The organism is Pseudomonas sp. GW-45, from assembly GCF_056896675.1.
In genome coordinates, this window is sequence record NZ_CM167674.1 from 1,896,376 (window position 1) to 1,923,195 (window position 26,820).

The following is a 26,820-nucleotide window of genomic DNA, read 5'->3' on the forward strand; positions in this document are numbered from 1 at the left end:
GCATGGACAAACCTAAACCGCTTAATCCAAAAACACTAGCAAGTATCGATTACAAATAGTCTTTTATCAATAACTCGGCGACCATAAGACTGTTAATTGCGACACCTTTCCGAAGATTATCAGACACAATCCATAAATGAATAGTGTTCGGTTCGGCTGCGTCCGCTCGAATACGACCAACCCAAACAACATCGCTGCCCGTTGCGTCGGTTACCGGTGTAGGAAATCCTCCCGCAGTTGGCTTATCCAGCACTTTAATACCCTTCACACGACGCAGCATGTTACCAATCCGCTTTACATCAGGAGCGGCAGCGAAGGTCACCTGCATCATCTGCGCAGTCCCGTAAAAAACCGGCACCAATACAGCGTTAACCAATACCGGAAGGCTTGGTGCATACAGGCAGGCTTGCACACCCGCCGTCAGAGCACGCTCTTCGCGACTTGCGCCCGCCTCGTCCAACTCGCTGACGCAAGGCAGAAGATTAAAGGCTACTTGCTTATCGAGCAGGCTTTTTTCAGCAGGCTGTCCATTGAGCAGCTTGCCTGTTTGCATCGCCAACGCTTCGACCGCACCACGGCTGTGGGTAGACATGGATTGGTAAGTGGAGATACTTACGCGCTGCAGTGGTGCCAGGTCGGCGAGCGCTTTGAGCACTATTGCACTTTGCACTACCTGACTATCTGGCGAACTGACAACGCCCGCTTCCTTTGCAGACGCCAACGCTTGTGGATTAACTTCGGCCACTATCGGCTTGCCGCCCAAACCGCCAGTGGCGTCAACTATAACTGCGCCGGTGGCGCGGATAGCAGGCGCCCACTGCTGCGCAAAGGCTGCATCGCCAGCCATCACCACCACAGCAACCTTACTAAAATCGAAACGCGAGATGGGCTCCACCCGCATGCTTTGGCCTTTGATCATGCGGCGCTCGCCAGCATCGTCGTCAGCCTCTACAAGGTAGAGGTCAGTGAAGGCGAAGGTGTCGTCTTCCAGTACGCTGACCAGCATATCTCCCGCTAATCCGCTCACACCAACAACCGCAACGCCTACTTTCTTACTCATAATTACCAACCAGTATTTGAATTCACTAAAAAGACAAAGGGCACCCCCAACCTAGTCAGGGGTGCCCCATATCAGTTCTTATCGAACCGAACGGCGTTAACGCCTCAACCTTCCTGCAGAATACGCAACATGCGACGCAGCGGTTCAGCCGCGCCCCAGAGCAACTGATCACCTACGGTAAAGGCAGACAGGTACTGCGAACCCATATTGAGTTTACGCAGACGACCCACCGGCACATTAAGAGTGCCAGTCACTGCTGTTGGAGTCAGACCCGCCAAGGTAGCTTCCTTGGTATTGGGTATTACTTGCGACCAAGGGTTATGCGCAGCGAGCAGGCCTTCGATATCTGCCAGCGGCACATCTTTATTCAACTTGATGGTCAGTGCCTGACTGTGGCAACGCATGGCGCCGACACGCACGCAGATACCATCGACCGGGATCGGGCGCGCACTGCGACCGATGATCTTATTGGTCTCAGCCTGTGCCTTCCACTCTTCGCGGCTCTGTCCATTAGGCAGCTGCTTATCGATCCATGGGATCAAGCTGCCCGCCAGCGGCACGCCAAAGTGCTCAGCCGGGAAAGCGTCATCTCGCAGGGTTGCAGCTACTTTGCGGTCGATTTCCAGAATCGCGCTGGCCGGATCAGCCAACTGCTCAGCAACCGAACCATGAATAACGCCCATTTGGTTAATAAGCTCACGCATGTTCTGTGCGCCCGAGCCACTAGCCGCCTGATAAGTCATGGCGCTCATCCACTCGACCAGCCCATGCTCAAACAGGCCGCCCAGACCCATCAGCATGAGGCTGACAGTGCAGTTACCGCCCACGTAGGTTTTAACACCATCACGTAGCGCTTGATCAATGTTACGGCGGTTGACCGGGTCAAGCACAATGATCGCGTCGTCTTCCATGCGCAGTGTGGAGGCCGCATCAATCCAATAGCCGTTCCAGCCCTCGGCGCGCAGCTTGGCGTAAACTTCCTTGGTGTAGTCACCACCCTGACAGGTGATGATCACGTCCATGGGCTTGAGAGCTTCTAGGTCGAAGGCATCCTTGAGCGCGGGAACATCCTTGCCAATATCCGGCCCTTTGCCACCCACGTTGGAGGTAGTGAAGAACACCGGATCGATCTCGGCGAAATCATTTTCATCACGCATACGCTGCATCAGCACGGAACCAACCATGCCACGCCAACCAACCAGACCAACTCGCTTCATAACAACACCCCCGTGGGGTAACAAATTCAAAGACAATAACGCCCGAGCTAAGCCGGGCGTTTTCGAATAATCAGACAGATTACAGGTTTTTCAGGGCCTCGGCCACGGCATCACCCATTTCAGCAGTGCCAACCTTGCGGCATCCCTCGGAATAAATGTCGCCGGTACGTAGCCCTTGATCCAGCACAAGACTGACCGCTTGCTCGATCGCATCAGCGGCTTGCGTCTGGCCAAAGCTGTAACGCAGCATCATCGAGACCGAAAGGATGGTCGCTAGCGGATTGGCAATGCCTTTACCCGCGATATCTGGCGCACTCCCGTGGCAAGGCTCGTACATGCCCTTACCATTTACGTCCAGCGAAGCCGAGGGCAGCATGCCAATCGAGCCCGTCAGCATGGAGGCCTGGTCTGAGAGAATGTCGCCAAACATATTGTCGGTCACAATCACGTCAAACTGCTTGGGTGCACGCACTAGCTGCATAGCGCAGTTATCGACGTACATGTGCGACAGCTCAACCTCGGGATAATCCTTGGCCACCTCTTCAACCACCTCACGCCACAACTGGCTGGAGGCCAGCACGTTGGCTTTGTCGACCGAACAGAGCTTTTTATTGCGCACCATGGCCATGTCGAAACCTACCTTGGCGATGCGGCGAATCTCACTCTCACTGTAGGGCAAGGTGTCGTAGGCCTGGCGCTCGCCGTTGGCCAGTACGCGCCTCTCTCGTGGCTGACCAAAGTAGATACCGCCGGTCAGCTCGCGCACGATCAGAATGTCCAGACCTGAGACCACTTCTGGCTTGAGCGTGGATGACTCGGCCAGCTGCGGATACAGAATGGCCGGCCGCAGGTTACCGAACAGACCTAGCTCCGAGCGAATTTTCAGCAGGCCGCGCTCAGGGCGCAGTGCCGGATCAATCGTGTCCCACTTGGGGCCGCCCACGGCACCCAACAGCACGGCATCAGCTTTGCGCGCACGCTCCAATGTTTCATCAGCCAGTGGTACGCCGTACTTATCGTAAGAAGCACCGCCCAGTTCGCCAGACGAGAGCTCGAAACCCAGCTCATACTTCTCATTGGCCAGGTTCAGCACTTTAACCGCTTCAGCCATGATCTCAGGACCAATACCGTCGCCCTGCAAAATCAGAATCTGTTTACTCATGTACTTCTCTCCATAGAGCGCCCTTGAGGCGCTGCTGATATTGGTTCAGCGACCGGCCCAGAGCACGATGACATCTGTACTGAAGGAACCGTCGGCCGTAATTTCAAAATAATGTCGTACTTCGTCACCCATCGCCTGCTGCAGCATACGGATGGCTTGTTGCAGCGGCGCTGGGGTACGCATGCGCTCCACCCAGGAGGCGAACTCCAGACGTAGGCGCTGCCGCCGCTGACGTTCGACCTGCAGTCCGGCCTGACTCATCTCCTGCAGCCACTCGGCCGCGGAGTAATCACGCACATGACTGGTGTCGCGCAGTAATTCCGCCGCCTGCAAGTAGGTATCCAGCTGCGGCACGCCAGGGGACATCACATCGACAAAAACTACTTTGCCACCCGGCTTCAACACCCGATATACCTCGCGCAACGCACGACCCAAGTCCTGCCAGTGATGCGCTGAGTAGCGGCTGAAGACAAAATCAAAGCTGGCGTCGTCGAACGGCAGATACTCGGCAACGCCCTGCTGAACGCGGATATTGCTCAGTCCACGGTCGGCTGCTGCAGATTGCACCGTAGCGAGCATCGACTGCGACAAATCATAGGCGACCACCTCAGCAAGCTGCGCGGCGATACGAAAGCTGACGTGGCCAGCGCCGCAGCCAAGATCCAGCGCCTTAGCGTGCGGCTGTCCGGCTACAGCCTCATCTAGCGCTGCAAACTCTTCGCCGCTGCTATGTACCGCACTCGTGAGGTAAGCATTAGCCTGCTCGCCGAACTGCCGCTCCACTACTGCGTTGTGCTCTGTCGCCATGACTTTTCTCCCGTGCAATCCAGATTTTTACTGAATGGCACCAAACAACCAGGGTTGACTCTGTTGGTGCTTCTGCTCGAACGCCTTGATCGAATCGGAATCTTCCAGCGTCAGGCCGATGTCATCCAAACCGTTCAACAGGCAATGCTTGCGGAAGGCATCTACCTCGAAGCTGTAAGTCTTGCCGTCCGGGCGAGTAACGAGCTGAGCTTGCAGATCGACAGTCAACTGATAGCCCTCTTCCGCTTCAGCCTGAGCGAACAACTCATCAATATCATCTTCAGCCAAAACAAGGGGTAACAACCCGTTCTTAAAGCTGTTGTTATAGAAAATATCGGCATAGCTTGGCGCCAGAATGGTACGGAAACCGTACTCTTCAAGCGCCCAAGGTGCGTGCTCTCGACTTGAACCGCAGCCAAAATTCTTGCGCGCCAGCAGCACACTTGCGCCTTGGTAACGCGGCTGATTCAGCACAAAATCGGTGTTCAACGGGCGCTCAGCACAATCCACGCCGGGCAGCCCCTCATCGAGATAACGCCATTCGTCAAACAGGTTCTGACCAAAACCAGTGCGCTTAATCGACTTGAGAAATTGCTTGGGAATGATCTGATCGGTATCCACGTTGGCGCGATCCAACGGCGCGACCAAGCCGGTGTGTTGTGTAAAGGCCTTCATGCGCTCACCTCCTGATTCATCATCTCGCGTACATCAACAAAATGGCCGGCAATAGCGGCAGCGGCGGCCATCGCCGGGCTGACCAAATGGGTCCGCCCGCCGTTACCCTGGCGCCCTTCAAAGTTACGGTTTGAGGTGGAGGCGCAATGCTCGCCTGACAGCAGCTTGTCGGGATTCATCGCCAAGCACATGGAGCAACCGGGGTCACGCCACTCAAAGCCCGCTTCTTTGAAGATCACATCCAGACCTTCCTGTTCTGCTTGTTCTTTCACCAGCCCCGAGCCCGGCACCACCATCGCCTGTTTGATACTTGGCGATACACTGCGACCCTTGGCAACCACTGCGGCCGCGCGCAAGTCTTCAATGCGCGAGTTAGTACAGGAGCCAATGAACACGCGATCCAGCTTGATAGAAGTAATCGGCTGATTGGCTTCCAGGCCCATGTACTGCAACGCGCGCTGATAGCCGCTGCGTTTGACCGCGTCGACTTCCTGCTGAGGATCAGGAACCAAGGCATCAACGGCCACAACCATTTCCGGCGACGTGCCCCAGGATACCTGTGGCTTGATCGCGGCAGCGTCGAGTTCAACCACGGTGTCAAAATGCGCGTTAGCGTCAGACACCAAATCCTGCCACGTGCTGACCGCCGCATCCCAATCAGCACTTTTGGGCGAGTAAGGGCGACCCTTGACGTAATCAATGGTCTTCTGGTCGCAAGCAACCAGACCCACCCGAGCGCCGGCTTCAATAGCCATGTTGCAGATGGTCATACGGCCTTCAACCGAAAGATCACGAATGGCTGAACCGGCGAACTCGATGGCGTGCTCGTTACCGCCTGCGGTGCCGATCTTGCCGATGACCGCTAGTACAACGTCTTTAGCGGTCACACCGAAGCCGAGCTTGCCTTCAACATTGACCAGCATATTCTTCATCTTCTTGGCGACCAGGCACTGGGTAGCCAAGACGTGCTCAACTTCAGACGTACCGATACCGTGCGCCAGTGCAGCGAAAGCGCCGTGGGTAGCCGTATGCGAATCGCCACAGACGATAGTCATGCCCGGCAGCGTTGCGCCCTGCTCCGGCCCAACCACGTGAACGATCCCTTGGCGGCGATCGGTCATCTGGAATTCGACAATACCAAACTCATTGCAGTTGTCGTCGAGCGTAACCACTTGCAGCTTGGACACCGCATCATCAATACCGGAAACGCCGGCAGCACGATTGGTCGTGGGCACGTTGTGATCCGGCGTTGCCAGGTTGGCGTCAATCCGCCACGGCTTACGACCGGCCAGACGCAGACCTTCAAATGCCTGCGGTGAGGTCACTTCGTGCAGCAACTGGCGATCTATGTAGATCAATGCTGAACCATCATCGCGCTGTTTTACGAGATGGTTGTCCCACAGCTTGTCGTAAAGCGTTTTCGCAGACATTCGGAACTCCTGAAATCAGACTATGACCGCTGTCAAATAAGGCCGGAGATAACCGGACCGCAGCGATTCTATGACCAGCAAAGGATAAAATTTAGCCAAAGATAAAACAAAGGAATATTATTTATTAAATAGATAACCAAAAGGAATACGAAGTGGATACCGCAAACCTCGCAGCCTTTCTTGCCGTAGCAACCACCGGTTCGTTTTCCCGCGCGGCTGAACAGCTGCATTTAACGCAACCGGCGATCAGCAAGCGCATTGCCATGCTCGAACAGCAACTAAATACGCGCCTGTTTGATCGGATTGGCCGCAAAGTGGCGTTGACCGAGGCCGGGCGTGCGCTTAAACCCAGGGCGCAGGAGGTATTGGGATTACTCAATGATACGCGCCGTGCGTTGAGCAATCTATCCGACAACGTACAAGGCCGCCTAAGCATGGCAACCAGTCATCATATCGGCCTGCATCGCCTGCCTTCCGTGTTACGCGAGTTCACGCGCGCCTATCCGGATGTAGCGCTGGATATCCAGTTCCTCGACTCTGAGGTGGCCTACGAAAAAGTTCTACACGGCGAAATCGAATTAGCGGTCATTACTCTGGCACCTGAAGTTGAACCTCCGGTGGTGTCTGAACTGATCTGGCACGATCCGCTGGACCTGGTGATTGCCCCCGAGCACCCGCTAGCGCATTCAAGCCATGTCGATCTTGCCCAGCTAGCTGCCTACCCCGCCGTATTTCCCGGCGCCAACACCTTCACCCACAAAATTGTCAGCGCCCTGTTTGAGCAGCACCAGATTACGCCGCACATCAGCATGAGCACTAACTATATGGAAACCATCAAGATGATGGTTTCCATCGGGCTGGCCTGGAGCGTGTTGCCGCGCAGCATGCTGGACGATCAGGTTAAGGCACTCGCAATCCCCGGCATCAACATGCAACGAGACCTGGGTTGTATCTGGCACAGCGGGCGCACTCGCTCCAATGCAGCGCTAGCGCTCATCCAGTTACTGCAACGAGCCGGCAACATAAATAATAAAAAAGCCTGACCTCCTACCTTGTTGCGCGTTGATGCAGCGACTATCTTGAAAGCTAACGGGGCGCTTTGACTACCGTATAAAAAGCCAGTTGTCGTCATGCATAGATCGCAGGACGTGGGCAAAGTGCGCACCTAGGCCACTGCAGTAAAGAGGCCAGGAACGTTTGCATGGATAGGCAGACGCCAGACCATGCGAGCAGTCTTGATCTAAAGGACTAGTAAAGCCCGCGGAGAAACTATGCCAAGCACTACCGGTGCCTTTCCGACCGATTCAATGGCCAATGCGGGCACTGCATTCGGCACCCTATTTCTGACCATGCCCGCCGCTGGCATGCTAATTGATGCCCGTAGTCAGCGGGTTGTTCAAGTCAATCAAGCATTTTCAAACCAGTTTGGCTGGCAGGCAGATCGCATCGTCGGGCAGCTCTCCAGTCACTTTCCGTTGTGGTGTGGCAGCGAGCGCTGGGAGCAGCTGCTGCGCAGACTGGAGCCCCAGCAAACATTGCGGGACCTGCGCTATGAGATATGCAGCCGCAATGGCAGCACGCAAACCTGCAGCTTGAATGTCGATCTCATCAACCAGGGCTCACCCTGTTTATTGATTACCCTGCAACCCGAGCAGCCCTCTGCCCCTGCCACAGCAGGTATTGATGAACGCCACCTAAAAATCTTTAACGCCACAGGCGAAGCACTGCTACTGATTGATATCAGCAATGGCTGCGTGCTGGAAGTGAATAGCTGTTTCGAGCGCATCAGCGGTCTCAGCAATAGCCAATGCGTTAATCAGAAATTAAGCGACCTGAAGATACTCGATAGCGAAACGGCTGCTCGGCTGATGGCAGAACTCAAAGTGCGCGGCCGCCTTAACGACGAACAGATCCAGGTCCGGCTCGGAGATAGCAACGCCATTTACGATGTGCTGGTCCACGCTGAAACCATCCAACTAGCCGGGCGCACCTGCCTGGTCGTGACCGCCCGCAACGTTACCGCTCAAAAACTGAGCGAGAGCGCATTAACCGAAAGCCAGGAACGCTTAAACCGGGCGCTAGATGCCAGCGAGATGGGTATTTGGGACTGGCAAATTAACAGTGGCGTGCTGCATAGCTCGCCCCGCAGCGCTCAGCTCAACGGGCTGGCCGAGCAGGCGTTAGAAAACAGTATTCGTCATTTCACACAACACATACTGCCCGCAGACCTGCGCAGTCTGCGGCGTGCCTTTATCGCCATCTGCCGCAGCCAAGGAGAGCACCACAAGCTGACTTATCGAGTGCTCAACAGCGACAACAAAGAACGCTGGCTCGAAGCGACGGCCACGCTGCATCGCGATCCAACGGGCAAGCCAATGCGGCTGGTTGGCACATTGCTCAACATCACTGAGCAGCGCAAAAATGAAAAGGCACTGATCGATAGCGAGGCCAAGTTCGCAGCGCTGTTCCAAGGTGCACCCGATCCATATTGCCTGATCCACAGCCAGAGCCAGCGTATTGTTGAGGTTAATCTGAGTTTCACCAACACCTTCGGCCACTCGCCGCAGAGCGTTGTTGGGCATACCGCCACCGAAGTTGGCGTGTGGAGCAACACCGAAATGCATGCTCCGCTCGAAGAAGCGATACGCGGAAAACGCGTACTGAACGGTCTGATCGAAACGTTTTCCACCTATCAAGGCAGGTTGTTGATCTGCGAAGTATCCACCTCTAACTTGAGCATTAACCGCCAACCTTGCGTGCTTTTTAGTTTCCGCGACATTACCGCTCGAAAACAGGCTGAGGCTGCATTACGTGCCTCCGAGGACAAATTTGCCCGTGCATTTAAAGGCAGCCCAGATGCCATCAGCATTACCGAAAAGAGCACCGGCAAACACTTGGAGGTCAACGACGGATTTACCCGTCTGACGGGTTACAGCGCGCAGGAAGTGAACGGCAAAACATCCTTGGAGCTAAACATCTGGGCCAACTATGCCGACCGACAAAAGCTAATAGATGAGCTAGACCGCCATGGCCGCGTGCATCACCACGAAATGACGGTCAATACTCGATTTGGCACACAGATATTGGTCGCAGTATCCATTCAACCACTGAATATTGATGGTCTGGAATGCATTCTGCTGACCTCAAGAGACATCACCGAGCAAAAGCAAATTGAAGCCCGAGTCAAGCATCTTGCTTACCACGACGCCCTTACCGACCTGCCCAACCGACTGCTGCTGAGTGATCGCCTCAACCAGTTGAGTGCGCTGTATAAACGCCACGGCCTACGGGGTGCTTTGTTGTTCTTCGATCTGGACCATTTCAAGCACATTAACGACTCGCTCGGGCATTCTTGCGGTGATGCTGTATTGCAGGAAGTCACCTCAAGACTACTGGCACTGGTGCGCAAGGAAGATACGGTTGCGCGGCTTGGTGGAGATGAGTTTGTGGTGCTACTCAGCGGTCTCCAGTCCAGCGGAAAACAGCTGGAAAAAGAGGTAGAACACAGCGCCCGAAAACTGCTTGAGGCGGTATCTGCGCCCATGCAAGTAGAAGGTCATGCACTGCAGCTGAGTACCAGCATCGGCATCGCCCTACTGCCCGACCACGGCAACACTCCCGATGACCTGCTCAAACGCGCAGATATTGCGCTGTACCGGGTTAAAGCGCACGGCCGCAATGGCATTGCCTTCTTTGAGCAGTCCATGCAGGTGGCCGCAAGCGAGCGGCTCGCCATAGAGTCCGAATTGCGACGCGCACTATTGAAGAAGCAGTTCGTGCTGCATTACCAGCCCCAGATCAATCACCGCACCCAGGCAATAGAGGGCGCGGAGGCATTATTGCGCTGGCAGCATCCCCACAAGGGCCTCATAGGACCCGCTGGCTTCATCGATGTACTGGAAGAAAGCGGCCTCATATTGCCGGCTGGAAAGTGGGTACTGCTCGATGCATGCAGCTTCCTTTCGCGCCTGCTACTCGATGGCGCTATTGACGCCAACAGCTTCAGCCTGAGCATCAATATAAGCCCGCGCCAGTTTCACCAAAACAGCTTTGTCGACGACGTCTTACATGCCATAACCACCTACAGCATTCCGGCCCAGTGCATCAAACTCGAAATCACCGAGGGTATAGTCATCCAGAACGTGGAAGACACCATCGACAAGATGAATATTCTGCGCCAGCACGGCGTACATTTTGCGATAGACGACTTTGGTACAGGCTATTCCTCACTCAGCTATCTCAAGCAGCTACCGGTAGATCTGCTCAAAATCGATCAGTCTTTCGTCCGCGACTGCACCAACAACTCCAATGATGCTGAGATCATCCGCGCCATCATTGCTATCGCCTCCAACTTGCATCTCGAATTGATAGCCGAAGGCGTTGAAACCATAGAGCAGCTAAATTTCCTGCACGAGCTGGGGTGTGATCAATACCAAGGCTACCTGTTCAGCCCACCGGTAGATGAACAAGCATTTCGGCTACTGCTGGTCTCTCGACAGCAGAGCTAAAACCTTGATGGCCAATATTCAAATCCACACTCATAGCGCAAACCAGGTCACGTTTTCTCCAAACACCCACCACCCGAGGGCTGCAGACGGAACCAGTTGATCCTTTACGTGTCTACCCCTGTATGGACCACGGCATGTGTCGTGGAAGACAAGTCATAGACCAGGGAGTATTCATCATGAACAAGTCTATGTTGACCGGTGTTCTGATTGGCGCAGCCGTAGCTACCGCAGGTGGTGCCATCGCGGGCTATACCGCTTTTGCTGACAAAACACCTAACCAGGCTGAGGTTCTTGATGTACGCGAGATCAAGGAAACCAAAAGTACCCCACGTGAAGTCTGTAACGACGTCGCAGTAACCCGACAAAAACCGGTACAAGACCAACATCAGGTACTTGGCTCCGTAGCGGGTGCAGTAATCGGCGGCGTGCTAGGCAACCAAGTTGGCGGCGGCAACGGCAAGAAAATTGCCACCGTAGCGGGTGCTGCAGCGGGTGGTTATGCTGGCAACAAAACGCAGGAAAGAATGCAAGCTGGCGATACTTACACCACTACCGAACGTCGCTGTGATACCGCCTACGACAAGCACGATGAAGTGGTGGGTTATCAGGTGGAGTACCAGATTGGCGAGAAGACCGGTTCAGTGCGCATGGATCATGATCCAGGTGGAAGCATCCCACTTAAGGACGGCGAATTGGTGCTGGGCAGCAACCAGTAATCTATATCGCAAATGAAAAAAGGGCATCCGCTGCGGCGAATGCCCTTTTTTATTAATCGCAGCTTACCGGGGTCACTCCTCCAAACTGCTTTTGCACAACTCCAGCCAGCGCTCTATTCCGGCACTACGAAACTTCTGCCGATGCAGGGCAAAGTAGAAGCGGCGATGAAAGTTCCGCTGCGGTACTGGCAATGGCACCAGGCTGCCGCGCTTAAACGCGTCGACCAAGGTGATCTCCGACAGGCAGCCGATACCCAGACCAGCCTCCACCGCGCGCTTGATCGCTTCAGTATGCTGTAACTCCAACTTGATCTGCAGCCCCGGCAACAGGCCCTGCATCGCCCATTCAAAGTGCTGACGCGTTCCCGAGCCTTGTTCACGGACTATCCACTGCGCTTGCAGTAACTCTTCGTCACTTAGCCAAGGCCGCCCGGCCCAAGGATGGTCCGGTGCGCAAAACACCATCAGCTCGTCGTCGCGCCAATGCAACAAATCCAGTTCCGGGTGCCTCGTCTCTCCCTCAATCAAACCAATATCGAGTTCGAAATTAACCACCTTGCGCACAATGCTTTCGGTATTGGCAACTTCCAGCTCCACTCGCGCGCCATCCTGCTCGCCCATATAGCGCGCCATAATCTCAACAGCCAAATAGTTACCGATACTCAAGGTGGCTCCCACCTTAAGGTTACCTATATCTTGATGCCGCGCCAACGCACTCTCCAATCCCTTGGCCTGCTCTAACAAAGCCTGCGCACGCGGCCGGATGCTGTGCCCCAGCCCGTTAAGCTGCAGACGCTTACCGACGCGATCAAACAATTGCACATCGAACTGACTCTCCAGATCTTTCAGTGCGCTGCTCGCAGCAGACTGAGACATCGCCAAACTGCCCGCCGCGCGGGTAAGGTTTTCGTAAAAGGCCGTTGCCAGAAACACTTCAAGTTGTCGCAGGGTATACTTCATAATCGGTTTTCCCGAATACAGTAATAACAATAAGTCACTTATCCGATAGGTTAACGGCCTGTAGACTTCACGCCAAGAACTCATTAGTGCCGGGAGGCGACATGGCAGGCTTCAACACCGAGAATGTACTCAGCGTTCATCATTGGACAGACAACCTGTTCAGCTTCAAGACCACCCGCGATCCAGGTTTCCGCTTCAAGAACGGTCATTTCATTATGATTGGTCTGGAAGTTGAAGGTCGCCCGCTTATGCGTGCTTACAGTATTGCCAGTCCAAACCACGAAGAAACCCTCGAGTTCTTCAGCATCAAAGTGCCGGATGGCCCATTGACCTCTCGCCTACAGAATATCCAGCCTGGCTCGCAGATCATGATTAGCCGTAAGCCCACAGGTACCTTGGTGCTTGATCACTTACTGCCGGGGCGCAACCTGTACCTGTTGAGCACCGGCACCGGCCTGGCACCGTTCATCAGCATCATTCAAGACCCGGAAACCTACGAGCAGTACGACAAGGTCATCCTGACTCACGGTTGCCGTCACGTGGAAGAGTTGGCTTATCAGGACTTGATCACCGACATCCTGCCTAACCACGAGTACCTGGGTGATATGGTGCGTGACAAGCTGATTTATTATCCCACTGTAACGCGCGAGCCGTTCCGCAATGAGGGCCGTCTCACCGACTTGATGACCAATGGCAAGTTGTTTGAAGACATTGGTCTGCCCAAGTTTGACCTGGAACAAGATAGATTCATGCTTTGCGGAAGCCCAAGCATGTTAAAAGACTTCTGTGAAATCCTCGATGCAGAGGGCTTCAAAGAGGCTCGCCATGGTGACCAAGGCCACTATGTCATTGAGCGCGCCTTCGTCGAAAAGTAATTGAAGCGGCGCCAATGAAAAAGGCCCGGTGCGTCTAACGCATCGGGCCTTCTCTATTTCCGTACTACTGATATTGGCCTATCGCTAACTAAGCCCTGCCGCCACGCGGTCCTGCGAAGAACCAGATAATCAGACCCAGTACAGGCAACAGCACAACCAGCAGTATCCACAGTAGCTTACTGCCCATGCTTGCACCACTTTGCAGGATGTTGATGATCGCCCAGATATCTGCGATCAGAATCAACAATCCCAAAACTCCCCCACCGGTATTAAAATTCATCGCACTCTCCTGATGCTTTTTGGTGTTTTCACTATAAGTCGAGCTCCACAGCTTAGCTACCCAATCAAATATCCAGTAGCTGCAGCTCACTCAAGTTCGACTGTTCAATATGAGAGTCGTTCAGCGAGAGTTCATCGCACGCCATACTCAACCACTGACAGCGACTGCTGGGCGCCGCTGACAGCGCCCACTGCATGCCTGCCGGAATCCACAACAGGTCGCCGCCATGAAAAGCCAGTACCAAGGCGCTAAGATCATCCTTGCCACCCATACAAAGCCTGGCTTGGCCAATGCAGAGCGCCAGCCACTTTCCGGCAGAGGCTTTCACCTCTTCGGCTTTGAGCTGAGTTGGCACTTGCGCATAGCCAGGCTCACCCTTGCGCTCATCCCACTTGGCAAACTGCGGCTCTGGCATGCCCTTGGCTGCGATTAAGGCCGCACACTGGCTCATCAGTTCAGCAGAGTCTTCAGACAGTGGGCGCGCAAGCTTCATCAGCTCAACGCCTCGCTCAGCCAGCACTGTCGTAATGTCATCCAGATGGGTCAGAACCCGCGCAGGACAATGCCATTGCCCGCCTTCATACATAGCCAGAATGCTCATATTTTGCTCCTTAGTCTCGCTGCAAACGCAACGCTAGGATGATTGCCCCGGCCAATGCCGCGAGCGCGGCTATGCCAAAGGTCCAGGCTGCGCCAAGGCTATCCCATACATAGCCAGAGTAGAGTGCACCCAAAGCGCCTCCAACGCCTGCCAAGGTCGCATATAAGGCTTGCCCCTGCCCTTGCAGACGCGCGCTGAAGTTGTGCTGCACAAAATGGATGGCCGACACATGAAATGCGCCAAAGGTCGCTGCGTGCAAGCACTGGGCAAATAGCAAGGTCAGTAACGAGTCCGCAAGGCTACCCAGCAACACCCAGCGCAACGACGCCAGCGCAAAACTGACCACTAGCAATGTTTTCAGACTGCAACGCGCCAGTAGCGGACGCATCAGTAAAAACAGCACTATCTCCGCTAGCACGCCTAACGCCCAAAGTAAGCCGATAAAGCCGCGGCTGTAGCCCAAGTCTTCCAGGTGAATAGTCAGAAAGGTGTAGTAAGGGCCGTGCGACAGCTGCATCAGGGCAACGCAAAGGAAAAAAGCCATTACGCCGGGACGCCGCAACTGCTGCCAGACGCCATCGCCCGGCGTACGTTGAATGGTGATGCGCGGTGGCGGTGGGATAATCAGACTGCAACAGACGATGGCGCACATAACCACCAGCAGCACACGCGGATAAGCCATCATGCCGAACCTTTCCAGCACCTCGCCAAGCAGCACCACAGTCGCGATAAAACCGACTGAACCCCATAGCCGCACCTGACTGTACCGCGAGGCCTGCTCACGCAAATGCGCCAGGGTAATAGCCTCAAATTGCGGCAAGATTGCATGCCAAAAGAAACTGTGCAGTGCCATGACGCCTGCCAGCCACCAGTAGTCCTGACGATAGAAAATGGCGGCAAAACTAAGCGCAGTGCAGAGAGCGCCGAACCGCACGATCAGCAAACGCTGACCCGTGGCGTCGCCCAGCCAGCCCCATAGATTGGGTGCCAGGCAGCGCATCAACATGGGGATGGCGACTAACTCACCAATACGCGCAGCGGAAAAACCCAGTGATTCAAAATACAACGCGAGAAAGGGTGCTACCCCGCCAAGCAGAGCAAAGTAACTGAAGTAGAAGCCAGATAGGCGCCAGTAGGGCAAAGGCGTATTCGTTGCCTCTGCCCTTTCGCCCGCTAAGCTCAAAGCTGGCCCAGCACCGGCGTATCGACTTTCACATCTGCATTTTGCGCGCGATGACGCAGCAGGTGATCCATCAACACCAACGCCATCATGGCCTCGGCGATGGGCGTGGCGCGAATGCCGACACAAGGATCATGGCGGCCCTTGGTTATTACATCTACCGCATTACCGTGCACATCAATAGAGCGGCCAGGAGTGGTAATGCTGGAGGTAGGCTTTAGCGCCAAACTGGCAACAATCGGTTGGCCGGAAGAGATACCGCCCAACACACCGCCTGCGTGATTGCTGACAAAACCTGCGGGAGTCATCTCGTCACGGTGCTCGGTACCGCGTTGCGCGACGGATGCAAAGCCAGCGCCCACTTCCACGCCTTTTACCGCGTTAATCCCCATGAGCGCATAGGCTAATTCGGCATCCAAACGATCAAAAATCGGTTCGCCCCAACCCGGCGGTACGCCCTCGGCAACCACGGTGATCTTGGCGCCCACGGAGTCTTGATCACGACGCAGCTGATCCATATAGGCTTCCAGCTCAGCGATCTTGTCTGGATCAGCGCTGAAGAAGGCATTGTCATTCACGCCATCCCAACTTTTGAACGGTATCTCGATGGGGCCCAGCTGACTCATATAACCGCGTACCTGAATACCCTGCGCTGCCAGGTACTTTTTGGCAATCGCACCTGCGGCAACGCGCATAGCGGTTTCCCGCGCGGAAGAGCGTCCGCCGCCGCGGTAATCACGCACGCCGTATTTGTGGTGATAGGTGTAATCTGCATGCGCCGGTCGGAACAGGTCCTTGATGGCCGAGTAGTCCTTGGATTTTTGATCGGTATTACGGATCAACAAACCAATCGGGCAGCCGGTGGTCACACCTTCAAACACGCCGGACAGAATCTCCACCTCATCCGCTTCCTGGCGCTGGGTGGTATGCCTGCTAGTACCCGGCTTGCGGCGATCCAGGTCGCGCTGCAGATCCTCGCTCGACAGCGCTAGGCCAGGCGGGCAACCATCGACAATGGCGACCAAAGCAGGACCATGACTCTCGCCAGCGGTGGTGACAGTAAACAGCGTTCCAAGGGTGTTTCCAGACATAAACTCAACCTGATATAAGCGAAGGCGGTGCCGCAGTATACCGCCCGACCCGTATGCGTGACAGCTTGAAATCAACCCGCTAGGCTAGGCCTACTCACCTGACAGGTTCCAGTATGCCGAGTTTTTTGGCGCATTTGCTGCCCGAGCAATTTTCTCCGCTATTAGCGCTAGTATTGATCCTGTGCTCGGCGATCACCTCAATGATTACTGCCGCGCTGGGTGCCGGTGGCGGAGTGATGCTATTGGCAATCATGGCTCTAAGCATGCCGACGGCGGCAATAATCCCGGTGCATGGCATGGTTCAGCTCGGCTCCAACGCTAACCGCGCGCTGATGACCTGGCGGTATATCAATTTACGGGTTATCGCCTGGTTTCTGCCTGGTGTGATTGTCGGCGCCTGGCTGGCTAGCCGCTTGCTGGTGAACCTGCCGCTGGCCAGCATTCAGCTCAGTATCGCTTTTTTCATCCTGTTACTTTGCTGGGGGCCTGCCATACCCAAGGTCGCCACCGGCCCAGTCGGCACGTTACTGGCTTCAACGCTGACCAGTTTTCTCAGCCTGTTTGTTGGCGCCACTGGCCCGCTGGTGGCCGCATTTATCAAGCAGCAGCAAAGCAGCCAGCGCATGCAAACGGTTGCTACCTTTGCCGCGGCCATGACCCTGCAACATGCGCCTAAAGCATTGGCATTCGGTGCCGCAGGCTTTGTCTTTCATGACTGGCTACCTCTGATCGCCTGCATGATCTTGGCAGGCGCCGCCGGCACTTGGTTAGGCCTTAATATTCTCTCGCGAATCAGTGATCGGCATTTCACCAGGCTATTCAATGTAGTTCTGACCCTGCTCGCCATACGTCTGGCCTGGCAGGCAATGACCAGCTGGTACGCATGACTTTTGCCAATCAGGCAGATAAATTACAGAAATTGCTGCCAACGCCGATAAACGTCTAAGGAGCAGCAGCAACATTCCCCAGAGCGCGTAGGGCAAGCCATGAGCGAAACAGACACTTTGGTACCGGAGCTAAGCCCGGAACCCACCGTGATACGCGATCCGTTCGTGCGCGCTAAACCATCCGATTTTTATTGGGTACAGCTAAAACCCGTTTTCAAAGCTCGGGTTCTGGTGCATACAGAAAAACTCGCTCAAATTGCCGTCACTCAAGAAAAGGCCGGTAGCCTTGAGCTATTACGCCTGCAGTTTCGCTTTGAAGGGGAGGCACTACCAGACATAGGAAATCGTCTGGAAGTGTTAGTGGATCACCAGCGACAACGCGTGCGCTTCGGCCCCATCAGCGGCGTGAGTATCCAGCCAGCGCAGCGCGGACTGGGTACCTTCATGTTGGCGCAGCTGATTCATTGGTGCCAACGCTATTGCGGCGACTATGCGATCACTCCAATCAACCTACGCGCCGACGACTTCAAGAACGCCGACGCCCGCGCAGCCTTTGAAAATATTCTTAGCCGTGCCGGTTTCACCATCAGTACGCTTGAAGAAGGCAGCGGCAACGGTGCTGCTCAGGCGAATCGCGTCAACGACCTAATCGGCAGCTGGAATACCGAAAAAATTCAGCCACTACAAATCGGCAGCCTGTTAGATCAGCTACGCGAGCATGAATCGCTTAACCAGAAGCAGGCTGCTCAGATGAACAAGCTACAAAATTTGATAGCCAGCTACAAACGAACCGATATCGGCAACCGCTTTGCGATTGGTTGCCTGATCGTATTCTCAATATTCCAGGCGTTGATGCTGCTCTGGGTTGTGCTGCGTTAAAGACTTTCGGCGAACAACGGCTGAAAGTGACGGCACTGTTCTGCACTGAGCACAAAAACACCGTGCCCGCCGTTAGCAAATTTGACCCACTCAAAATCCACCTCGGGCCACTCGGCCATCACGTGCACCATGCTGTTACCTACTTCAATGACCAGTACGCCGTCTTCGCTGAGGTAGTCTGCGGCCTCAGCCAGCATCCGGCGCACCAAATCAAGGCCGTCATCACCCGCAGCCAACCCCATCTCCGGCTCGTGATGGTATTCGTCCGGCAGGCTATCCATATCTTCGGAATCGACATAAGGCGGATTACTGACGATCAAATCAAAACGCTCGCCCGCCAAGCCGTCAAACCCATCTGACCAGCGCGCCTCGACCCGTTCAGCAAGGCCATGTAGCTCAATATTGGCTTCTGCAACGGCCAGGGCATCAGCGGAGAGATCGGCCAACACCACTTCTGACTCGTCGAACGCGAAAGCGCAGGCGATACCTATGCAGCCGCTGCCGGTGCATAGGTCTAGAATACGCACTGGATCGCGTTCCAGCCAAGGCTCAAAACGTGAGTCGATCAGCTCGGCAATCGGTGATCGCGGCACCAGTACACGGTCGTCGACGATGAACTGCAGACCGGCAAAGCGCGCGTACCCCGTCAGGTAGGCTGCAGGAATACGCAGGCGCACGCGCTCCAGCAACAAGCCAACCGCCGCTTCGCGCTCCTCTTCTGTCACCCGGCAATGCAAGTAGCTCTCCGGCGTCTCCCAGGGTAAGTGCAGTGCATGCAGCACCAGCAAGCGCGACTCATCCCAGGCGTTGTCAGTCCCATGGCCGAAGTACAGCTCAGTTTGATGAAAACGGCTGACGCCCCAACGTATCAAGTCCTGCACACTTTTCAGTGCGGCGTATTCACTCATGATGTAAATCCTTGTCCAATCAGCCGCCCATTCTACGCTGCCGCGTGCTGACGACTACTGGTACACTTCGGTTTTTTAGCAGCAGATTCAGGAAAATGTCTCAGGATAACGTTGGCCCCGATGACGAACACCTGTTCCAACAGGTCATCAAGGGTGTCAAACCGCTCAAGCAACAGCAAGCCGACACCGGCAAACCCAAGGCTGACCGTGCGCGTATTGCCGCCAGTCGCGCACGCGCAACAAACAGCGCTACCAGCATCGTCATTGACGGCTTGTCCGACCAGTTCGTAATCGATGTCGCGCCGGAAGAAGAGCTGATGTGGGGCACCAATGGTGTGCAGCTCAGCCAGTTACGCAAATTGAAAAGCGCGCAGATTCCCTTTGATGGTTCAATTGACCTGCATGGCATGACGGTTGAGCGCGCTCGCGAAGACCTTTGGGCGTTTCTTGCCGAAGCGGTAAAGCAGGAAATCCGTTGTGTACGCGTGACCCATGGCAAAGCCCAGCGAAAAGACGGCCGTATGCCCATACTGAAGAGCCACGTGAATACCTGGCTGAGACAACACAACAGCGTATTAGCCTTTGCTTCCTGCATCCCGCGCCACGGCGGTACCGGCTCGGTTTATGTATTGCTCAAACGCACCATGCTGGAAGGCCGCGACGACTGAGTAGGTATTATTCGCCTAAATCAGGCAAATTTAAGCAATGACTGCAGGCAAGGAGCACTGCTGCTTAGAGATCAACTTTGCCGCGCAACTGCTTGGAATATCCGCGTTTCACCTTGCTATCTACCCGGCGCACCTGCGACCCGCGCGTGGGTCGTGTCGCACGCCGCTTCTTCTGCACGACCACCGCACCGTTGATTAACTCACGTAGGCGTTCAAAGGCATCATCACGGTTCATGTCTTGGGTGCGGAACTGCTGCGCCTTGATGACAATCACGCCATCCTTGGTAATCCGTTGATCAGACAGCTGCAGCAAACGTTCTTTATAGAACGGCGGCAAGCTGGAGCGGCGGATATCGAAGCGTAGATGAATGGCACTGGCCACCTTATTCACGTTCTGACCACCCGCACCCTGAGAGCGGACGGCAGAAATCTCAACCTCCCAATCCCCCAGCTGTACTTCGTTGGACAAAACAATCATGCGGCTAACTCCAGAGCAGAAAGACAATGCCGGAAATCGCTCCGGCCTAGCCCAAGGATACGCTGATGCTCAAATATGGGCAAAAACAGGTGACGTCAGCGCGCCTGCTGCAGGAAGTTAACAATCCAGTCGAGCATCAGACTGTCGTCCACTACAGCGCTCAAGGACGCCTGCCCTGCCCGGTATCGCGTCGCTGGAATCACGTCACGACGTGCATCCATCAAGTCGGCCGAATAGGCTTTGCAAAACTCCGGATGGCCCTGCACGCTCATGAAGTGTTGGCCGTATTGCAGTAAATAGTAAGGACAAAAATCGCTCCGCGCGAGAATCTCTGCATGCGGCGGGAGTCGCACTACCTGGTCCTGATGGCTGACAATCAAGTCCAGGCTTTCGCGAGTGGGTTGCATCCAGGGTTTGTTAATCAGCACGTCATTAAACGACATGCCTACGCCCCAGCCCTTGGGTGATTTATGCACCTCACCGCCCAAAGCTTTGGCCATCAACTGATGTCCGAAACATATCCCCACCAGTGGCATGCCTGCTTCCCACAGCTTGGCAACAAACGCTTGCAACTCGTTGATCCAGAGCTGGCCATCGTTAACGCCCGATTTACTGCCTGTGGTGAGATAAACGTCGCATTCATCAACGCTCCCGGGCAGCTCTCCATCCAGGGCACGGTAAACGCGATAGTCCATTTCCGGTAACCGTTGGCGTAAAAGCGTTTCAAACATCTCGGGATAATTACCATGCAGAACCTGCAGGCTTTCTCGCACATCATCACACTGCAACAACCCAACTTTCATTGCATACCCGCTCATTCATGAATTAACAGAAGCGATGGCTCAGCGAATCACCAGGAGCTCTCCCGCGCCTGAGATTTACTCCAAGACCGGCGGTTCGAGCGCCTCATTAGCCCCGGCCAGCTCGGCGGCACTTTCGGCCAATACCAGCGCGGTTTCACTGTCGCCCGCACCAGCGGCTTCAGCGGCTTGCGCAGCCAGCTCAGCCGCCTCAGCATTGGTGGGCGCTTGCAGTAGATAGGTCAGCGATTGCTGCAGGCGATCGGCTGCTACGGCGTTGCCCTGCTCACGTTCCACTGTCGAACGCTCCTGCAGCAATGCCAAGCTGCGCTTGATACGTACATCCGGCGCCATTCGGGCATCACCGACTATCGCCTCAACGCTGACGGACACCTCTGGCGTATTTTGCGCACTGACCAGCATGGGCATAAATGCCATGGCGGCAAACAAAAACAGCTTTTTCATCGTTGTCTTCCTTACCTGTTTCTGTGGGTCTTTCACTGCCCAACGGGCCCTGGCAAATGATCGTATCCGGGCACACCGTCACGAATACAGTGCGAAAAATCATCGCCATCGCAAACCTGTCTGGCGCGTTGTGTAATTCGTCCCCGCTGGCGCAATTCGGTCATCGAATAGTTCGGCTGCAAACCATCAAGGGCATAGACATATTCATCTAGATAGCCACTCAGCCAAAGTCGGTAATCCAACGGCAGATTAGGATGTATGCGCCGTAAAAGACGAAACACGACTGTGGTGCAATTGGCGGTCAACGTATGGTAATAACGCGGCCTAGCAGCCAATTCATTGGCTGCCGCCACATAGGCCTCCAGCAGCTCTCGCCCATCATCGGCACTAAGACGAGTGCGGTATAGATAAGCATCCTCATGGCGAATATTGGTACGTACACGCACTATGTCATGTTCGTCACTAGCGACAATATTCAGCTCAAAATGCTTGAAAAAACCGCCCAGCGCTGAAAACTCTTCCGTGCGCGCACGGCGTATTTCAACCGAAAAAGTCAAGTAGCGACCATCTTCAAAACCAAAAGATACCAGGATGTGGGCGATGGCCCGTGGGCCCCAGTAAGAAGAGATCATATCAACCGTTTGCAGCTTTGCGAGATCGTATACTCGCTCATCCCAGCGAACGTCATAATCGGTTTCGCTGCGCCAGTTGAAGTTGCGTACCTGTTGCAGCTCCAGACGCTCACCCACAATACGACCCGTGGTAGTCATGGCCATATCATCTGCCCAATCGCTAATGCCTTGAGCACGCAAGCCGCGCCACCAAAGCACTATCAATATCACCGCAAACAGGATTAGCCCTAACGCTGGGGGATAACGTCCGATCGCCGCCAAAAACAATACAACGACCAGCCAGAGCGACCAGCTGGCGATTGGCATATAACGCAGCCGCTTGGAGTCAGGGCGATGAAACCACATCGCCAGCAGCACCCAAGCGCTACCCAGAAATAACAGGAATATGGAAAGACCCAACAGCATCAATCAGCCTCAGTCACGTGCGGGCAATACCGCAGTCGCTTTTACGCAGTCTACACCTTGCCCGCGAGAGTAGCAGCGATGAACGGCACAGTTTGCGCCTTGTATCGATCGAAATATAAAAGCACAATACTGGATACTCAACCAGTATACTTGTTCTATGCCTACACCGCTCGCCGCCGACTTTTACTATCTGACGAACTTCCAGACCGTGCTCGACTGGGTGCGCGAGCGTTACGCTGACTTGCTCACCGCAGAGGAGCTGGCGTTCGCTCAAGATTTCAGCGCACTGCCTCAGTTATCACAAGCATTGTTGGTGCGCTTGGTGATGCGTAAAGGACCGCACTTTCGTTGCAGCAAGCTCGCTTATGCAGAGATTGGCGATATCGCCTCAGCTGCCTCGCCGCTGCTACAACGTGGCTGGCTAGTAAGTGACGCAGCGCTAATGGTCGACGACCTTTCCAGGCTATTACTCAAAAGCGAACTGGCGACGCTACTCCCGCATAACGTCTGCGCCAAAGGCTTGGGCAAGACCGAAATGCTAGCGCTTTTGTACGAACGCTACCCTGGGGAAATGCCCTACCACGAATGGCCAGCCGTACCAGATGAGCACATATATAGCCTGACCATTCACTCGTTATGTGAACGACTTCGGCTGTTATTTTTTGGCAATTTGGCACAAAGCTGGTCTGAGTTCGTACTCACCGACCTAGGCGTCTTTCGCTATGAGTCAGTCGCTTTCTCGCTCGACTCGCGCGGTTTCAACAACCGCTGCGATATCGACGATTACCTGCACTTGCGTCGCTGTCGCGAGACCTTTTCCGACCACGCGAGCGTAACCGATACCTTGCACCAACTGGGTAGGTTCCACAGCGATAACCCGTGGATCGAACAGCGTCATCAGCGCCTGCTATTTCAATTAGGCAGACAGCTGGAGCGTGACGGTGAGCAGGCCCATGCACTGCGGCTGTATGAGCAATGCGATTACATCGGCGCCCGCCAAAGACGTGTGCGCATTTTGGAACAAACCCAACGGCACACCGAGGCCTATCAGCTGGCGTTAGAAGCCACAGCTAATCCTGAAAGCGAAACTGAACGGCAACTGGTTGAGCGGGCGCTGAAGCGATTGTCGCGAAAGTTGAAACGGCCGCTACCTGTGCAGCAAGCCGTCGCAGTGATCACCGAACAGCACCTGTTATTGCCGCCTTCACTCGACGTGGGCGTTGAGCAAGCCGTTGTTATGCACCTAAGCCAGGATGAAGCTCCGGTGTATTACGTCGAGAACACCCTAGTTTGCAGCCTGTTCGGGCTACTCTGCTGGGACGCCGTTTTCGCACCGCTACCGGGAGCCTTTTTTCATCCGTTTCACAGTGCTCCGGCCGACTTGCATAGCCCTGATTTTTTCCAGCGTCGTCGTGAGCTATTTGAGATGTGTCTAGCAAAGCTGGACGGTGATAATTACGCGCACCAAATACGCGACACGTTCCAGCAAAAGCAGGGCATTCAATCTCCTTTCGTGTGCTGGCCGCTACTCAACGCCGCCTTGCTAGAGGATGCATTGCGCTGCATTCCCGCCGCGCACCTGAAACTCTGGTTTCAACGTTTGCTGCGCGACATCAAAGCCAATCGGGCCGGCATGCCTGATTTGATCCAGTTCTGGCCCGCCGAGCAGCGCTACCGCATGATCGAAGTGAAAGGCCCCGGTGACCGCTTGCAGGACAACCAGCGACGCTGGTTAGCGTTTTGCGCAGAGCACGACATGCCAGTGGAGGTTTGCTATGTGCAATGGACTGACGAGGTGTGCGGCGCATGACTTATCGCGTTGCCGTGCGGGCGCTCTGTGAGTTCACCGCCAAGGAGGGTGACCTGGACCTGCGCTTCACCCCTGCGCCCACCGCGCAGGAAGGCATCTCCGGGCATCAGACCGTGGTTAGCCGGCGCGGCCCCGACTATGTCAGCGAGCTTGCATTAGCCGGTAGTTATCCAGGGCTGCTCGTTGCCGGTCGCGCGGATGGTTTTGATCCCAGCCAAAACCTGCTGGAGGAAATAAAGACCCACAGAGGCGACGTCAGCCGCATTCCCGCTAACCATCGCAGCCTGCATTGGGCACAGGTCAAGGTGTACGGCTGGCTGCTGTGCGCCGAACTGGAGCTTGAAGAGATGGATCTGGCGGTGGTGTACTTCAACGTCATCACCCAGCAAGAGACGCCCTACCGCGAAACGTTCAAGGCAGACGATCTGCGCCGTTTTTTTGCACTGCAATGCGACCGTTTCATTGCCTGGGCCCGACAGGAAACCCAGCACCGCGGCGAACGTGACCTGTGTCTGCAGGAGCTGCGCTTTCCGCACGCCAGTTTCCGCACAGGTCAGCGGCAATTGGCCAAAGCTGTATACCGCGCCGCCCGCGATGGCGAAACCATCATGGCGCAGGCGACCACCGGTATCGGCAAGACACTTGGCACCTTGTTTCCGCAATTAAAGGCATTCCCGGAGCAGCAACTCGATCGGCTGTTCTTTCTCACTGCTAAGACTCCGGGCCGACAACTGGCGCTCGAAGCCCTATCTACCTTACGCAGCCAACAAACCGACATGCCCCTGCGCGTGCTCGAACATACTGCTCGCGACAAAGCCTGCGAGCACCCGGACAAAGCCTGTCACGGCGACTCTTGCCCACTCGCTCAAGGTTTTTATGACCGGCTGCCAGCTGCCCGCGCCGCTGCCGTGCAAGCCAAATGGCTGGATCAGTCCAGCGTTCGCACAATCGCGCTGGACCATCAGATTTGTCCCTATTACCTGAGTCAGGAATTATGCCGCTGGAGCGATGTGGTGGTTGGCGATTACAACTATTACTTCGACATGACCGCCCTACTCCACGGCCTCACGGTGCTCAACGATTGGCGCGTCACCTTGCTGGTGGATGAAGCGCACAACCTAATCGACCGCGCGCGCGGCATGTATACCGCAGAGCTTGATCAGCAGGTGTTTAATGTACTGCGACGTAGCGCACCCAAGGCGCTGAAAACTCCGTTGGATCGGGTGGCGCGTCACTGGAAAACCCTGCATCAGGATCAAACCGACGACTATCAGATCTACCCGACCATCGCCGATCTGTTCATTGCCAGCCTGCAGAAGGCGGTCAGCGCCATCACCGATCACCTGACCGATCAACCCACCGGCAATGATGCCGGTCTACTGCGATTTTATCTGGACGCCATGCTGTTCTGCCGCCTAGCCGAAGCTTACGGCCCGCACTCTTTGTTCGATATTACTCGCCACGAGGAATTTGCCGGGCGCAAGACGCTATCTACCTTATGCTTACGCAACATAGTGCCGGCTCCTTTTCTAAAACAACGCTTTCTCACGGCGCACAGCACTACGCTGTTTTCGGCGACCTTGAGCCCGGCGCAGTACTATTCCGACTTGCTCGGCTTGCCGGAAGAGGCTGAATGGATCAACGTCGAGTCTCCCTTCAAAGCCGAGCAGCTAAGCGTATCCGTGGTGCGTAATCTGTCCACGCGCTATCAGCATCGCAGCGCTAGTCTGCGGCCTATTTGTAAGCTGATCGCCGAGCAGTTTGAACGCGCACCCGGCAATTACCTGGCGTTCTTCAGTAGTTACGCCTACCTGCAACAAGCACTGGACCAATTCCAGGCCGACTACCCCGGCATCCCGACCTGGTCTCAATCACGCAGTATGAATGAAGCAGAACGCCACGGTTTTCTTGCGCGCTTCGCTGAGCACAGCAGCGGCGTCGGTTTTGCCGTGCTAGGCGGTGCCTTTGGTGAGGGAATAGACTTGCCGGGCAAACGCCTGATAGGCGCCTTTATTGCGACCCTTGGGCTGCCACAGATTAATCCGGTCAACGAGGAAATGAAGGAGCGCATGCAGGCGATGTTTGCCGACAGCGGCGGCAATGGTTACGACTACGCCTACCTCTATCCTGGCTTGCAGAAAGTGGTGCAGGCCGCCGGCAGGGTGATCCGCAGTACCGATGATAGCGGCGTGGTCTATCTGTTGGATGACCGTTTTGGACAACGCGCCGTGCAGGCGTTGCTGCCAGGCTGGTGGCAGGTCGACACCGTTAAAGTATGAATCAGCTCGCTAAATGGTTGAGCCGGCGTGCTAGTCTTTACCACGAC

25 protein-coding genes are annotated in these 26,820 nt (G+C 55.3%); 9 read left to right on the plus strand and 16 right to left on the minus strand.

Annotated elements, in window-relative coordinates:
* Window positions 1-49: 49 nt before the first annotated feature.
* The 6 genes from AC1XYH_RS08635 to leuC form a co-directional block, all read right to left on the minus strand.
* Complete coding sequence (locus AC1XYH_RS08635; protein WP_483326172.1) at window positions 50-1,060, minus strand: aspartate-semialdehyde dehydrogenase; 1,011 nt, start codon at window positions 1,058-1,060, stop codon at window positions 50-52.
* 104 nt (window positions 1,061-1,164) lie between these two features.
* Complete coding sequence (gene asd, locus AC1XYH_RS08640) at window positions 1,165-2,277, minus strand: aspartate-semialdehyde dehydrogenase (protein WP_483326173.1); 1,113 nt, start codon at window positions 2,275-2,277, stop codon at window positions 1,165-1,167.
* A 79-nt stretch (window positions 2,278-2,356) separates the two neighbouring features.
* Window positions 2,357-3,439: a 3-isopropylmalate dehydrogenase gene (gene leuB, locus AC1XYH_RS08645; protein ID WP_483326174.1), complete on the minus strand. Its 1,083-nt coding sequence runs from the start codon at window positions 3,437-3,439 to the stop codon at window positions 2,357-2,359.
* Window positions 3,440-3,484: 45 nt separating this feature from the next.
* A complete protein-coding gene (locus AC1XYH_RS08650; RefSeq protein ID WP_483326175.1) occupies window positions 3,485-4,246 on the minus strand; it encodes a class I SAM-dependent methyltransferase in 762 nt (253 codons plus the stop codon).
* 27 nt (window positions 4,247-4,273) lie between these two features.
* Window positions 4,274-4,921, minus strand: a complete 648-nt coding sequence (leuD, locus tag AC1XYH_RS08655; RefSeq protein ID WP_483326176.1) for a 3-isopropylmalate dehydratase small subunit — start codon at window positions 4,919-4,921, stop codon at window positions 4,274-4,276.
* Window positions 4,918-6,351, minus strand: a complete 1,434-nt coding sequence (gene leuC / locus AC1XYH_RS08660) for a 3-isopropylmalate dehydratase large subunit (RefSeq protein WP_483326177.1) — start codon at window positions 6,349-6,351, stop codon at window positions 4,918-4,920. Before leuC ends, leuD begins: the two co-directional genes overlap by 4 nt.
* Before the next feature lie 152 nt (window positions 6,352-6,503).
* On the opposite strand from leuC, the gene AC1XYH_RS08665 reads away from it, so the two are divergent.
* The 3 genes from AC1XYH_RS08665 (at window position 6,504) to AC1XYH_RS08675 (ending at window position 11,575) form a co-directional block, all read left to right on the plus strand.
* The gene (locus tag AC1XYH_RS08665) at window positions 6,504-7,394 is read left to right on the plus strand and encodes a LysR family transcriptional regulator (protein ID WP_483326178.1); all 891 of its coding nucleotides are present in this window, start codon (window positions 6,504-6,506) and stop codon (window positions 7,392-7,394) included.
* 228 nt (window positions 7,395-7,622) lie between these two features.
* Window positions 7,623-10,859 (plus strand): EAL domain-containing protein, encoded by a 3,237-nt coding sequence (locus AC1XYH_RS08670; RefSeq protein ID WP_483326179.1) that lies wholly within the window; start codon window positions 7,623-7,625, stop codon window positions 10,857-10,859.
* Between the two features lie 176 nt (window positions 10,860-11,035).
* Window positions 11,036-11,575, plus strand: coding sequence for a glycine zipper 2TM domain-containing protein (locus AC1XYH_RS08675; protein WP_483326180.1), 540 nt, complete (start codon window positions 11,036-11,038; stop codon window positions 11,573-11,575).
* Between the two features lie 72 nt (window positions 11,576-11,647).
* Here the strand turns inward: AC1XYH_RS08675 and AC1XYH_RS08680 are convergent, their stop codons facing one another.
* The gene (locus tag AC1XYH_RS08680; protein ID WP_483326181.1) at window positions 11,648-12,535 is read right to left on the minus strand and encodes a LysR substrate-binding domain-containing protein; all 888 of its coding nucleotides are present in this window, start codon (window positions 12,533-12,535) and stop codon (window positions 11,648-11,650) included.
* Window positions 12,536-12,636: 101 nt separating this feature from the next.
* Here AC1XYH_RS08680 and AC1XYH_RS08685 point away from each other — a divergent pair, with 101 nt between their 5' ends.
* Entirely contained in the window at window positions 12,637-13,410 is a 774-nt protein-coding gene (locus tag AC1XYH_RS08685; protein ID WP_483326182.1) for a ferredoxin--NADP reductase, read from the plus strand.
* 88 nt (window positions 13,411-13,498) lie between these two features.
* Here the strand turns inward: AC1XYH_RS08685 and AC1XYH_RS08690 are convergent, their stop codons facing one another.
* The 4 genes from AC1XYH_RS08690 to aroC form a co-directional block, all read right to left on the minus strand.
* Window positions 13,499-13,690, minus strand: a complete 192-nt coding sequence (locus AC1XYH_RS08690) for a PLDc N-terminal domain-containing protein (RefSeq protein ID WP_483326183.1) — start codon at window positions 13,688-13,690, stop codon at window positions 13,499-13,501.
* A 64-nt stretch (window positions 13,691-13,754) separates the two neighbouring features.
* The gene (locus AC1XYH_RS08695) at window positions 13,755-14,291 is read right to left on the minus strand and encodes a hypothetical protein (RefSeq protein ID WP_483326184.1); all 537 of its coding nucleotides are present in this window, start codon (window positions 14,289-14,291) and stop codon (window positions 13,755-13,757) included.
* A 10-nt stretch (window positions 14,292-14,301) separates the two neighbouring features.
* Window positions 14,302-15,432 carry an MFS transporter gene (locus tag AC1XYH_RS08700; RefSeq protein WP_483326185.1) on the minus strand — a complete coding sequence of 377 codons (1,131 nt, stop codon included), beginning with the start codon at window positions 15,430-15,432 and terminating at the stop codon, window positions 14,302-14,304.
* 38 nt (window positions 15,433-15,470) lie between these two features.
* Window positions 15,471-16,562: a chorismate synthase gene (aroC, locus tag AC1XYH_RS08705; protein WP_483326186.1), complete on the minus strand. Its 1,092-nt coding sequence runs from the start codon at window positions 16,560-16,562 to the stop codon at window positions 15,471-15,473.
* Window positions 16,563-16,675: 113 nt separating this feature from the next.
* On the opposite strand from aroC, the gene AC1XYH_RS08710 reads away from it, so the two are divergent.
* The gene (locus AC1XYH_RS08710; RefSeq protein WP_483326187.1) at window positions 16,676-17,449 is read left to right on the plus strand and encodes a sulfite exporter TauE/SafE family protein; all 774 of its coding nucleotides are present in this window, start codon (window positions 16,676-16,678) and stop codon (window positions 17,447-17,449) included.
* Between the two features lie 99 nt (window positions 17,450-17,548).
* The gene (locus tag AC1XYH_RS08715) at window positions 17,549-18,328 is read left to right on the plus strand and encodes a hypothetical protein (protein WP_483326188.1); all 780 of its coding nucleotides are present in this window, start codon (window positions 17,549-17,551) and stop codon (window positions 18,326-18,328) included.
* Here the strand turns inward: AC1XYH_RS08715 and prmB are convergent.
* Complete coding sequence (gene prmB / locus AC1XYH_RS08720) at window positions 18,325-19,236, minus strand: 50S ribosomal protein L3 N(5)-glutamine methyltransferase (protein ID WP_483326189.1); 912 nt, start codon at window positions 19,234-19,236, stop codon at window positions 18,325-18,327. The genes AC1XYH_RS08715 and prmB overlap by 4 nt on opposite strands.
* A gap of 95 nt (window positions 19,237-19,331) precedes the next feature.
* On the opposite strand from prmB, the gene AC1XYH_RS08725 reads away from it, so the two are divergent.
* Window positions 19,332-19,904 carry a Smr/MutS family protein gene (locus AC1XYH_RS08725; RefSeq protein ID WP_483326190.1) on the plus strand — a complete coding sequence of 191 codons (573 nt, stop codon included), beginning with the start codon at window positions 19,332-19,334 and terminating at the stop codon, window positions 19,902-19,904.
* A gap of 64 nt (window positions 19,905-19,968) precedes the next feature.
* On the opposite strand, the gene arfB is transcribed toward AC1XYH_RS08725, so the two are convergent.
* The 4 genes from arfB to AC1XYH_RS08745 all read right to left on the minus strand — a co-directional run bounded on the left by arfB (window position 19,969) and on the right by AC1XYH_RS08745 (window position 22,684).
* Window positions 19,969-20,382 carry an alternative ribosome rescue aminoacyl-tRNA hydrolase ArfB gene (gene arfB / locus AC1XYH_RS08730; protein WP_483326191.1) on the minus strand — a complete coding sequence of 138 codons (414 nt, stop codon included), beginning with the start codon at window positions 20,380-20,382 and terminating at the stop codon, window positions 19,969-19,971.
* A 95-nt stretch (window positions 20,383-20,477) separates the two neighbouring features.
* Window positions 20,478-21,185 (minus strand): glutamine amidotransferase-related protein, encoded by a 708-nt coding sequence (locus tag AC1XYH_RS08735; protein WP_483326192.1) that lies wholly within the window; start codon window positions 21,183-21,185, stop codon window positions 20,478-20,480.
* A 75-nt stretch (window positions 21,186-21,260) separates the two neighbouring features.
* Window positions 21,261-21,647: a hypothetical protein gene (locus tag AC1XYH_RS08740; RefSeq protein WP_483326193.1), complete on the minus strand. Its 387-nt coding sequence runs from the start codon at window positions 21,645-21,647 to the stop codon at window positions 21,261-21,263.
* 32 nt (window positions 21,648-21,679) lie between these two features.
* Window positions 21,680-22,684 (minus strand): Lnb N-terminal periplasmic domain-containing protein, encoded by a 1,005-nt coding sequence (locus tag AC1XYH_RS08745; protein ID WP_483326194.1) that lies wholly within the window; start codon window positions 22,682-22,684, stop codon window positions 21,680-21,682.
* A gap of 157 nt (window positions 22,685-22,841) precedes the next feature.
* Between AC1XYH_RS08745 and AC1XYH_RS08750 the strand changes: the two genes are divergently transcribed.
* Together AC1XYH_RS08750 and AC1XYH_RS08755 are read left to right on the plus strand one after the other, a co-directional pair.
* Window positions 22,842-24,494, plus strand: coding sequence for a VRR-NUC domain-containing protein (locus AC1XYH_RS08750; protein WP_483326195.1), 1,653 nt, complete (start codon window positions 22,842-22,844; stop codon window positions 24,492-24,494).
* Window positions 24,491-26,773, plus strand: coding sequence for an ATP-dependent DNA helicase (locus AC1XYH_RS08755; protein WP_483326196.1), 2,283 nt, complete (start codon window positions 24,491-24,493; stop codon window positions 26,771-26,773). The genes AC1XYH_RS08750 and AC1XYH_RS08755 overlap by 4 nt, the downstream gene beginning before the upstream one ends.
* The last annotated feature ends 47 nt before the right edge of the window (window positions 26,774-26,820 follow it).

Bases quoted from the DNA above. Each gene is read 5' to 3' on its own strand.
- AC1XYH_RS08715 (WP_483326188.1), top strand. From the start codon at position 17,549: ATGAGCGAAACAGACACTTTGGTACCGGAGCTAAGCCCGGAACCCACC.
- AC1XYH_RS08635 (WP_483326172.1), bottom strand. From the start codon at position 1,060: ATGAGTAAGAAAGTAGGCGTTGCGGTTGTTGGTGTGAGCGGATTAGCG.
- AC1XYH_RS08740 (WP_483326193.1), bottom strand. From the start codon at position 21,647: ATGAAAAAGCTGTTTTTGTTTGCCGCCATGGCATTTATGCCCATGCTG.
- aroC (WP_483326186.1), bottom strand. From the start codon at position 16,562: ATGTCTGGAAACACCCTTGGAACGCTGTTTACTGTCACCACCGCTGGC.
- AC1XYH_RS08685 (WP_483326182.1), top strand. From the start codon at position 12,637: ATGGCAGGCTTCAACACCGAGAATGTACTCAGCGTTCATCATTGGACA.
- leuC (WP_483326177.1), bottom strand. From the start codon at position 6,351: ATGTCTGCGAAAACGCTTTACGACAAGCTGTGGGACAACCATCTCGTA.
- leuD (WP_483326176.1), bottom strand. From the start codon at position 4,921: ATGAAGGCCTTTACACAACACACCGGCTTGGTCGCGCCGTTGGATCGC.
- AC1XYH_RS08680 (WP_483326181.1), bottom strand. From the start codon at position 12,535: ATGAAGTATACCCTGCGACAACTTGAAGTGTTTCTGGCAACGGCCTTT.
- AC1XYH_RS08710 (WP_483326187.1), top strand. From the start codon at position 16,676: ATGCCGAGTTTTTTGGCGCATTTGCTGCCCGAGCAATTTTCTCCGCTA.
- AC1XYH_RS08755 (WP_483326196.1), top strand. From the start codon at position 24,491: ATGACTTATCGCGTTGCCGTGCGGGCGCTCTGTGAGTTCACCGCCAAG.
- arfB (WP_483326191.1), bottom strand. From the start codon at position 20,382: ATGATTGTTTTGTCCAACGAAGTACAGCTGGGGGATTGGGAGGTTGAG.
- AC1XYH_RS08690 (WP_483326183.1), bottom strand. From the start codon at position 13,690: ATGAATTTTAATACCGGTGGGGGAGTTTTGGGATTGTTGATTCTGATC.
- AC1XYH_RS08650 (WP_483326175.1), bottom strand. From the start codon at position 4,246: ATGGCGACAGAGCACAACGCAGTAGTGGAGCGGCAGTTCGGCGAGCAG.
- AC1XYH_RS08750 (WP_483326195.1), top strand. From the start codon at position 22,842: ATGCCTACACCGCTCGCCGCCGACTTTTACTATCTGACGAACTTCCAG.
- prmB (WP_483326189.1), bottom strand. From the start codon at position 19,236: ATGAGTGAATACGCCGCACTGAAAAGTGTGCAGGACTTGATACGTTGG.
- AC1XYH_RS08675 (WP_483326180.1), top strand. From the start codon at position 11,036: ATGAACAAGTCTATGTTGACCGGTGTTCTGATTGGCGCAGCCGTAGCT.
- asd (WP_483326173.1), bottom strand. From the start codon at position 2,277: ATGAAGCGAGTTGGTCTGGTTGGTTGGCGTGGCATGGTTGGTTCCGTG.
- AC1XYH_RS08735 (WP_483326192.1), bottom strand. From the start codon at position 21,185: ATGAAAGTTGGGTTGTTGCAGTGTGATGATGTGCGAGAAAGCCTGCAG.
- AC1XYH_RS08670 (WP_483326179.1), top strand. From the start codon at position 7,623: ATGCCAAGCACTACCGGTGCCTTTCCGACCGATTCAATGGCCAATGCG.
- AC1XYH_RS08725 (WP_483326190.1), top strand. From the start codon at position 19,332: ATGTCTCAGGATAACGTTGGCCCCGATGACGAACACCTGTTCCAACAG.
- AC1XYH_RS08695 (WP_483326184.1), bottom strand. From the start codon at position 14,291: ATGAGCATTCTGGCTATGTATGAAGGCGGGCAATGGCATTGTCCTGCG.
- leuB (WP_483326174.1), bottom strand. From the start codon at position 3,439: ATGAGTAAACAGATTCTGATTTTGCAGGGCGACGGTATTGGTCCTGAG.
- AC1XYH_RS08745 (WP_483326194.1), bottom strand. From the start codon at position 22,684: ATGCTGTTGGGTCTTTCCATATTCCTGTTATTTCTGGGTAGCGCTTGG.